At 37.2% G+C, this 5,033-nt stretch carries 6 protein-coding genes; 1 reads left to right on the plus strand and 5 read right to left on the minus strand.

Annotated elements, in window-relative coordinates; translation table 11 throughout:
* Positions 1–124: 124 nt before the first annotated feature.
* A complete protein-coding gene (locus O9307_RS13210; RefSeq protein WP_298300105.1) occupies positions 125–403 on the minus strand; it encodes a hypothetical protein in 279 nt (92 codons plus the stop codon).
* A 21-nt stretch (positions 404–424) separates the two neighbouring features.
* On the opposite strand from O9307_RS13210, the gene O9307_RS13215 reads away from it, so the two are divergent.
* Positions 425–769, plus strand: coding sequence for a hypothetical protein (locus tag O9307_RS13215; RefSeq protein ID WP_298300108.1), 345 nt, complete (start codon positions 425–427; stop codon positions 767–769).
* 452 nt (positions 770–1,221) lie between these two features.
* Here O9307_RS13215 and rplT read toward each other — a convergent pair whose 3' ends face one another.
* The 4 genes from rplT to thrS all read right to left on the minus strand — a co-directional run bounded on the left by rplT (position 1,222) and on the right by thrS (position 4,565).
* On the minus strand, positions 1,222–1,566 hold the full coding sequence (gene rplT / locus O9307_RS13220; protein WP_035623056.1) for a 50S ribosomal protein L20: 345 nt from the start codon (positions 1,564–1,566) through the stop codon (positions 1,222–1,224).
* A 146-nt stretch (positions 1,567–1,712) separates the two neighbouring features.
* Positions 1,713–1,910 (minus strand): 50S ribosomal protein L35, encoded by a 198-nt coding sequence (rpmI, locus tag O9307_RS13225; protein ID WP_024982756.1) that lies wholly within the window; start codon positions 1,908–1,910, stop codon positions 1,713–1,715.
* A 134-nt stretch (positions 1,911–2,044) separates the two neighbouring features.
* Positions 2,045–2,596 carry a translation initiation factor IF-3 gene (infC, locus tag O9307_RS13230; RefSeq protein ID WP_082923223.1) on the minus strand — a complete coding sequence of 184 codons (552 nt, stop codon included), beginning with the start codon at positions 2,594–2,596 and terminating at the stop codon, positions 2,045–2,047.
* A 22-nt stretch (positions 2,597–2,618) separates the two neighbouring features.
* On the minus strand, positions 2,619–4,565 hold the full coding sequence (thrS, locus tag O9307_RS13235) for a threonine--tRNA ligase (RefSeq protein ID WP_298300114.1): 1,947 nt from the start codon (positions 4,563–4,565) through the stop codon (positions 2,619–2,621).
* Between the last annotated feature and the right edge of the window lie 468 nt (positions 4,566–5,033).

Below are 5,033 nucleotides of genomic sequence, written 5' to 3' on the forward strand. Positions count from 1 at the left end.
AGAAAATATAACGTGGCATAAAACGAGAATAACTTTTTTCGGCTTTTTAATTAAGCCCAAAAGTTATTTCCCGTTTTAGCCAAAAGACTAAAATGAAAGATAAACAATTAAAAAACGGTCAACTCTAATTAGGGAAGTACACAATACCCAACACCCAATACCCAACACCCAAAACCCAACCCCCAACCCCCAACACCCAATACCCAAAACCCAACCCCCAACCCCCAACACCCAACACCCAACCCCCAACACCCAACACCCAGCACCCAATACCCAAAACCCAACCCCCAACACCCAACACCCAGCACCCAATACCCAACACCCAACACCCAACCCCCAACACCCAACACCCAACACCCAACCCCCAACCCCCAACACCCAACACCCAACACCCAATACCCATTTTTTAGATAATTCTCAAGACTTGATATTTTATGATGCTGCACAAGCTGCTGTTTATCTTGAAAATTGGTTACGTGCTGAATATCTAGTAACGCCAAAAATAATTTTACTTTTGACGGTTATGAATAGCAATCATTCTTGGAAAGGCAATACCGATCCAAAGGCTACTTCAAAATTAGGATCTAGCTGCGGGCTTATTCCAACGATACAATGCATGCCTTTTAAAGATTTAAATTTGAAATTTTATAGGGCATATACGGCTAGAAAATATGATTTTACTAAGTATGCTGAAACTACTTTCGGTGTCAAAGATTATACAACAGGACTCGTAAGTTTTGGATTTATTGCACTACTTTTAGTGTTGTAAGTAAAAGAAGTTTTACTATAAAGGGCTTTAGCTCATTTTTTATAATGAGTTACGTATGCTATGGTTTGTCAAATATGAATAGGAATGTACTTTAGCCCTTTCTTTAGTGTTTTCAAATTTGAATAGGAATGTGCTTTAGCTCATTCTTTAATGTTTGTCATGTTTGAATAGGAATGTGCTTTAGCCCTTTCTTTATTGTTTGTCAAATTTGAATAGGAATGTGCTTTAACCCATTCTCTAATGTTTGTCAAATTTGAATAGGGATGGGCTTTAGCCCATTCTTTAAAATGAGTTTCGTATTCGGCTTTAGCCAAAATCTCAACTTTGATGTGAAACGGTAGTCGGTCAACAATAGGAAGACAATCCCTCAAAAAAAAGACATAAAAAAAACCCGAACGAATGTTCGGGTTTTTCTATATAAGTAAGTAAGCTAAATTGAGTTGATAAAACGTTTATTTTACTTTATTAAGTATGGCTTTGAATGCTTCTGGGTGATTCATAGCTAGATCTGCAAGAACTTTACGGTTCAATTCGATTCCGTTAGCTTTAACTTTCCCCATGAATTGTGAATAAGACATTCCTTCTAATCTAGCTCCAGCGTTAATACGTTGAATCCACAAAGCGCGGAAATTTCTTTTGTTCACTTTTCTATCGCGGTAAGCGTAGCACATTGCTTTCTCAACCGCATTCTTAGCAACTGTCCAAACGTTTTTACGTCTACCAAAGAAACCTTTGGCTTGCTTCATTATTTTTTTTCTTCTTGCTCTTTTAGCAACTGAATTTACCGATCTTGGCATAATTTTACTGTTTTTTTGTAGCAGGCGTCCTGAATTAAATCAAAGGAACTTATGGCCATACTCCAAGGTTATTAAATGTTTTTTAACCTAAAGAATTCTGTATAGTAATAGTCTTAATACTCAATTCTCAAGACTTGATACTTTTATTAGATAATTCTTAATTGTTGTTTGATGCTTTTCATATCTGTTGTGTGAACTAGCGCTGAGTGTGTCAAAGCTAATTTACGTTTTTTAGATTTTTTAGTCAAGATGTGACTTTTAAAAGCATGCTTTCTTTTAATCTTTCCAGAACCAGTAACTTTGAAACGTTTTTTGGCGCTAGATTTGGTTTTCATTTTAGGCATTTTTTCCTAGATTTTTAATTTATTCTTACTTACTTATTTTTCTCTTCTTAGTTCTCCCCGAAGGGGAGAGTGCTAAGAAGTTTATATCGTTAGTCCTCTTTTATTCCCCTCTTTTGGAGGGGCTAGGGGAGGCTTTACTTTTTCTTCTTCGGAGCAATGAACATAATCATTCGCTTTCCTTCTAAAACAGGCATGGCTTCTACCTTACCGTGTTCTTCTAAGTCTGTGGCCAAACGCAATAATAAAATTTGCCCTTGGTCTTTGTAAATGATCGAACGCCCTTTAAAGAATACAAATGCTTTTAATTTCGCACCTTCTTTTAAGAATTTCTCAGCATTTTTTCTTTTAAATTCATAATCGTGCTCATCAGTTTGAGGACCAAAACGAATTTCTTTCACCACGACTTGAGAAGATTTAGCTTTAAGAATTTTATCACGCTTTTTTTGCTCGTAGATAAACTTCTTATAATCCATGATCTTACAAACCGGAGGCTCTGCATTTGGAGAAATTTCAACCAAATCCAATTCAAACTCATCTGCAAGACGCAATGCTTCGGATAATTTAAAAACACCAGGTTCTATATTTTCTCCTACTAGTCTTACTTCTTGTAACCCACGAATATTGTTGTTTATTCTGTGAGCATCCTTTTTTTCTACTCGAGGTTGGTAACCTCTGTTGCTTCTTATTGCTATGACTTTATAATTTAAGTTAAACTGTAAATACTTTCAATGTTTTGCTAATTTCTTCTTCAACAATAGCCGCAAATTCATCTATCGTTACGCTTATATTTCCTTTGCCTTCTTGACCATGTCTACGGATAGAAACGGTGCCGTTTTTCTCCTCTTCCTCACCTACGATTAACATAAATGGGGTTTTCTGCATTTCGGCATCCCTGATTTTCTTTCCAATAGTCTCGTTTCTATTGTCAATTAGGGCGCGAATTTCGTGATTTTCTAGCAGATTTAAAACTTTTTTAGCATAATTTTCATATTTCTCACTCAAACACAAGATTATAGCTTGTTCTGGCATCAGCCATAGAGGGAAATTTCCTGCAGTGTGCTCAAGCAAAATTGCAATAAATCGTTCCATAGAACCAAAGGGGGCTCTGTGAATCATTACAGGTCTATGTAATTCGTTATCAGAGCCTTTGTAGGTCAATTCAAAACGCTCTGGTAAGTTATAATCTACTTGAATTGTTCCTAATTGCCATTGTCTACCCAAAGCATCTTTTACCATGAAATCCAATTTTGGACCATAAAAAGCGGCTTCGCCATATTCTACAACAGTGTTCAGTCCTTTGTCTTTGGCAGCATTGATGATGGCATTTTCTGCTTTTTCCCAGTTTTCGTCACTACCAATGTACTTCTCTCTATTTTCTTTATCGCGCAAAGACACTTGAGCAGTAAAGTTTTCGAATCCTAACGAGCCAAATACGTAAAGAACCAAATCAATTACTTTCTTGAACTCTTCGTCCAATTGTTCTGGTGTACAAAAGATATGAGCATCATCCTGAGTAAACCCTCGAACACGAGTCAATCCATGCAATTCCCCACTTTGTTCGTAACGGTAAACGGTTCCAAATTCTGCATAACGCTTCGGTAAGTCTTTATAAGACCACGGACGAACATTGTAAATCTCACAGTGATGAGGACAGTTCATCGGTTTTAGTAAAAACTCTTCGCCTTCTGCTGGAGTATTTATGGGTTGGAAGCTATCTGCTCCGTATTTAGCATAATGACCAGAGGTTACATACAATTCTTTTTGTCCAATGTGTGGAGTTACCACTTGCTCGTAACCTGCTTTCTTTTGGGCTTTTTTCAAAAATTGCTCCAAACGATCTCTTAATGCGGCACCTTTTGGCAACCACAATGGCAAACCTTGCCCTACCTTTTGTGAAAAAGCGAACAACTCTAATTCCTTACCAAGTTTTCGGTGGTCACGTCGTTTGGCTTCTTCTAGTAATTCTAGGTATTCAGTTAGGTCTTTTTGTTTAGGAAACGAAGTGCCGTATACTCTAGTTAGTTGTTTATTTTTTTCATCACCTCTCCAATATGCGCCGGCAACACTCATAATCTTTACCGCTTTTATGATACCTGTGTTAGGAATATGTCCGCCTCTGCACAAATCAGTAAAAGTGGCATGGTCACAAAAAGTAATAGTGCCGTCTTCTAGATTGCTAATTAATTCGGTTTTATAAACGTTGTTTTTGTAAGCTTCTAACGCTTCGGTTTTAGTGACCGCTCGCATTTTAAATTCGTGTTTCTCTTTAGATATTTCTAAGATACGACTCTCGATAGCTTTGAAATCGGCTTCTGTGATTCTTTGATCACCAAAATCTACGTCATAATAGAACCCATTCGCGATAGCTGGACCCAAGGTTAGTTGTATGCCGGGATACATTTCTTCTAGCACCTGCGCCATTACGTGCGAAGTCGAGTGCCAAAATGCTTTTTTACCTTCGGCGTCATTCCATGTGTATAATATCAGACTACCGTCAGTGGTCAAGGGCGTGCTCGTTTCAATAGTGGTTCCTTCAAAAGATGCCGAAATGACATTTCTTGCAAATCCCTCACTAATGTTTTTGGCAACCTCCATTGGAGTAATGCCTGGCGCAAACGCTCTAATCGACCCATCGGGTAAAGTAATATTAATCATTGTTCTTTATATTTTAGGAATGCAAATATAAACGTTTACCAAAACACATACAATATAAAGGACTTGTTTCTTTTTTGGGAGCTATTTCCGGCTGTCTGCTCTATCTCTTAGGGCGAACCCCGCCTCAAGAGGATGCCACTACCATCCGGGCTAGGTAATATCACTCATAAGCACCAATCGTAAATTTGATTGTATAGGTATAAGAGATGAGTAAAGAATGGTTTTGCTCTATATTCTATAATCTGTTTTCTATATCTGCCTTCTCTATTCTGCCTTCTCTATTCTGCCTTCTCTATTCTGTAGTCTATACTATATATATAAGGTATAGATAGAGTATAGATAGAGTATAGATAGAGTATAGATAGAGTATAGATAGAGTATGAAAAGCGTATTTAGCCATTACGATTAGGTTATTTTGGATTTTGGGTATTATTTTGTTTTTGTAAAGTTTGTGTTAACTAATGACTA

It is taken from the genome of Flavobacterium sp. (genome assembly GCF_027531905.1).
Classification (GTDB): domain Bacteria; phylum Bacteroidota; class Bacteroidia; order Flavobacteriales; family Flavobacteriaceae; genus Flavobacterium.

What these genes read in the sequence shown, in the direction of transcription:
- O9307_RS13210 (WP_298300105.1), bottom strand. Translation starts at nt 403, where the DNA reads ATGGGTATTGGGTGTTGGGTGTTGGGTGTTGGGGGTTGGGGGTTGGGT.
- thrS (WP_298300114.1), bottom strand. Translation starts at nt 4,565, where the DNA reads ATGATTAATATTACTTTACCCGATGGGTCGATTAGAGCGTTTGCGCCA.
- rpmI (WP_024982756.1), bottom strand. Translation starts at nt 1,910, where the DNA reads ATGCCTAAAATGAAAACCAAATCTAGCGCCAAAAAACGTTTCAAAGTT.
- rplT (WP_035623056.1), bottom strand. Translation starts at nt 1,566, where the DNA reads ATGCCAAGATCGGTAAATTCAGTTGCTAAAAGAGCAAGAAGAAAAAAA.